3 protein-coding genes are annotated in these 3,576 nt (G+C 35.2%); all 3 read left to right on the top strand.

Annotation, left to right across the window (positions count from 1 at the left end):
* The first annotated feature begins 137 nt into the window (after positions 1-137).
* Positions 138-1,382, top strand: a complete 1,245-nt coding sequence (gene hisS, locus ACW2QF_RS01770; RefSeq protein ID WP_455714275.1) for a histidine--tRNA ligase — start codon at positions 138-140, stop codon at positions 1,380-1,382.
* 103 nt (positions 1,383-1,485) lie between these two features.
* Entirely contained in the window at positions 1,486-3,303 is a 1,818-nt protein-coding gene (gene aspS / locus ACW2QF_RS01775; RefSeq protein ID WP_455714276.1) for an aspartate--tRNA ligase, read from the top strand.
* 160 nt (positions 3,304-3,463) lie between these two features.
* A partial coding sequence (locus ACW2QF_RS01780) for a DUF1294 domain-containing protein (protein WP_455714277.1) occupies positions 3,464-3,576 on the top strand: 113 nt, incomplete at its 3' end.

Consider the following 3,576-nt stretch of genomic DNA (forward strand, 5'->3'; position numbering starts at 1 on the left):
AGCATTTCTTGAATTAGTTCACTCACAAGAATTTAAGAAAATAAAGAACCTTATAAAAATAAATAAAGAGAATGAAGATCTAAAATTAATAGTATGAGAAAGTAGTAAACGGATTGAAATAGTAAAGGAGGAGTTACATGATAACACAAAGACCAAAAGGTACCGCAGATTGGTATGGCAGTAATATGCATAAGAGAACATTGATCGAGGGTTTAGCTAGAAAGCTATGTAAAACATACAACATTAAAGAAATAATTACACCAGTATTCGAACATACTGTATTATTTCAACGTGGTGTTGGTGAAACAACAGACGTTGTTCAAAAGGAAATGTATACGTTCGAAGATAAGGGACATAGAAGCATTACCCTTAAACCAGAAGGTACAGCAGGTGCAATTCGTGCATACTTAGAGAATAATCTATATGCTGAAAGTGGTCCAACTAAGTTATTTTATGTAACACCAGCATTCCGTTATGAACAACCACAAAGTGGACGTTTACGTCAACATCATCAATTTGGTGTTGAATTCGTAGGATCAAAAAGTGCATTAGCAGAAGTTGAATTAATTACCTTAATCACTACATTTATACGTGAAATCGGCTTAAAGGATGCAAAATTACACATTAACAGTATAGGATGTGCGAATTGTCGTAAGACATATAATGATGCATTACTAGCTTATCTTGAACAACACAAAGAGAAACTATGTCCAACTTGTAGAGAGAGAATGACAAAGAACCCACTTCGTGTATTAGATTGCAAGGTTCCTACTTGTAAAGAAATCGTAAAAGAAGCTCCAAGAACAATTGAATATCTTGATGATGAATGTCGTGATCATTTTGAAGAATTACAAAGTTTACTTACAGAACTACAAATTCCATATGAAATAGATACTGGAATTGTTCGTGGTCTTGATTATTATACGAAGACAGTATTTGAATTCGTTAATGAAGAAGGATTCACATTATGTGGCGGTGGAAGATACGATAACCTTGTTCATGAAATCGATGAAAAACAGAATATCCCAAGCGTCGGTTTTGGTATGGGTATTGAGAGAATTATCTATTTCCTTGAAAAAGAAGGAGTAGAACTTGAACCAGAAACAGTACCTGCACTATACGTAGGTATTCTTGGTAAAGAAGCAAAAGCTGCAGCATACCGAATCGTTAATAACTTACGTAATGCAGGTGTTGTTGTAGAAACAGATTATATGGACAGAAGTGTTAAGGCACAGATGAAATATGCAAATAAAATTGGTGCTAAGAATACAGTAATCATTGGCGCAGATGAAATTGCTTGTGGCAAAGCAACAATCAAAAATATGGAATCACATGAGCAAGTAGAAGTAGAACTTGATAAAATTGAGGCTTATTTTCTATAGAATCTTTTATTAGAAAATAAATACACTTGCATTTATGGTATAATAAAACTATTATCAAAAGGAATAGTGAATAGGTAATAGTGAAAAAATGGAGGAATACAACATGGCAGAATCAATGCGTGGGTTATCAAGAACTCACAGATGTACAGAAGTATCGAAAGCCAATATCGGTGAGAATGTAACTGTAATGGGCTGGGTACAAAAAAGAAGAAATTTAGGTAGTCTTATATTCGTGGATTTAAGAGACCGTTCGGGACTTCTTCAAATCGTATTTGATGAGAATGATATAGGAACAGACGGATTTGATAAAGCTGGTAAATTAAGAAGTGAATTCGTTATTGCAGTAGTAGGTAAAGTAGAAGCACGTTCAGGTGCTGTTAATGAGAATATGGCAACTGGTGATATTGAAATTCGTGCGACAGAACTTCGTATCTTATCAGAAGCAGAAACTCCTCCATTCCCAATCGAAGAAGAGAGTAACACGAAAGAAGACTTACGTCTTAAATATAGATACCTAGATCTTAGAAGACCAGATCTTCAAAGAAATCTTATTATGAGAAGTAAAGTAGCTACATTAACGAGACAATTCTTAGCAGATGAAGGTTTCCTTGAAATTGAGACTCCGATGCTTACTAAGAGTACACCAGAAGGTGCAAGAGATTACCTTGTTCCTAGCCGTGTTCATCCTGGTAATTTCTATGCATTACCACAGTCTCCACAGTTATTCAAACAATTATTAATGTGTTCTGGATATGACCGTTACTTCCAAATCGTAAAATGTTTCCGTGATGAAGATTTACGTGCTGACCGTCAACCAGAGTTCACACAAATCGATATGGAGTTATCTTTCGTTGACGTTGATGATGTAATCGCAGTAAATGAAAGGTTATTACAGAAATTATTCAAAGAAACTATCGGTATTGATGTTCAATTACCAATCCGTAGAATGACTTATGCAGAAGCTATGGATCGTTTCGGTTCAGATAAACCAGACTTACGTTTTGGAATGGAACTTAAGAATGTATCAGACGTTGTGAAAGACTGCGGATTTGCAGTATTCACAGGTGCTCTTGAAAAGGGTGGATCTGTAAGAGGTATCAATGCAGATGGACAAGGTGCAATGCCTCGTAAGAAGATTGATGCTTTAGTAGAATTTGCGAAAGGATTTGGAGCAAAAGGTCTTGCTTACTTATCAATCAATGAAGATGGAACATACAAGTCTTCATTCGCTAAGTTCATGACAGAAGAGCAATTAACTGCATTAGTAGATGCTATGCAAGGTAAACCAGGGGACTTATTATTATTCGCAGCTGACGAAGATGATATCGTATTCGATGTACTTGGAAACCTACGTCTTGAAATTGCTAGAAATTTAGACTTACTTGATAAGAATGAATACAATTTCTTATGGGTAACAGAGTTCCCATTATTAGAGTATTCAAAAGAGCAAGGAAGATATGTTGCTAAACATCATCCATTTACAATGCCAATGGAAGAAGATCTTGAATTATTAGATACAGACCCTGGTAAAGTAAGAGCGAAGGCTTATGATATCGTATTAAACGGTACAGAAATCGGTGGTGGTAGCGTGAGAATCTTCCAAAATCATGTACAAGAGAAGATGTTCGAAGTACTAGGATTCAGCAAAGAGGATGCATATGATCGTTTTGGATTCTTATTAAATGCATTCAAATATGGTGTACCACCACACGCTGGACTTGCATATGGACTTGATCGTCTTGTTATGCTAATGGCTAAAGAAGATAGTATCCGTGATGTAATTGCATTCCCTAAAGTAAAGGATGCTTCCTGTCTAATGACAGATGCTCCTAATATCGTAGAGGAAAAACAATTAGAGGAACTAGGAATAGAAATTTCAGAAGAAGCAGTGCAAGCGGCAGTTGAATCAACGGAAGAATAGAATCGTTATAATGTAAAAAGGTAGAAAAGAACGCATTGAATTATACAAGCGTTCTTTTCTTCTTTATATAGCTATAATAATTATAATGGAGGTATGTATGAATTTCATAGAATACATAAGGGAAAACAATTTAGTAGTAATACTTATTTATTTGTTAATTATGTATCTTATAGGTTTCTCAAGCATGGGAATTGATAAAAACAAAGCCAAACGTGGCGAGTGGAGAATTCCAGAAAAAACATTATTCCTCATAGCAATGCTAGGAGGAAGTTT

Source organism: Anaerosporobacter sp. (assembly GCF_965301125.1).

What these genes read in the sequence shown, in the direction of transcription:
- hisS (WP_455714275.1), top strand. Translation starts at nt 138, where the DNA reads ATGATAACACAAAGACCAAAAGGTACCGCAGATTGGTATGGCAGTAAT.
- aspS (WP_455714276.1), top strand. Translation starts at nt 1,486, where the DNA reads ATGGCAGAATCAATGCGTGGGTTATCAAGAACTCACAGATGTACAGAA.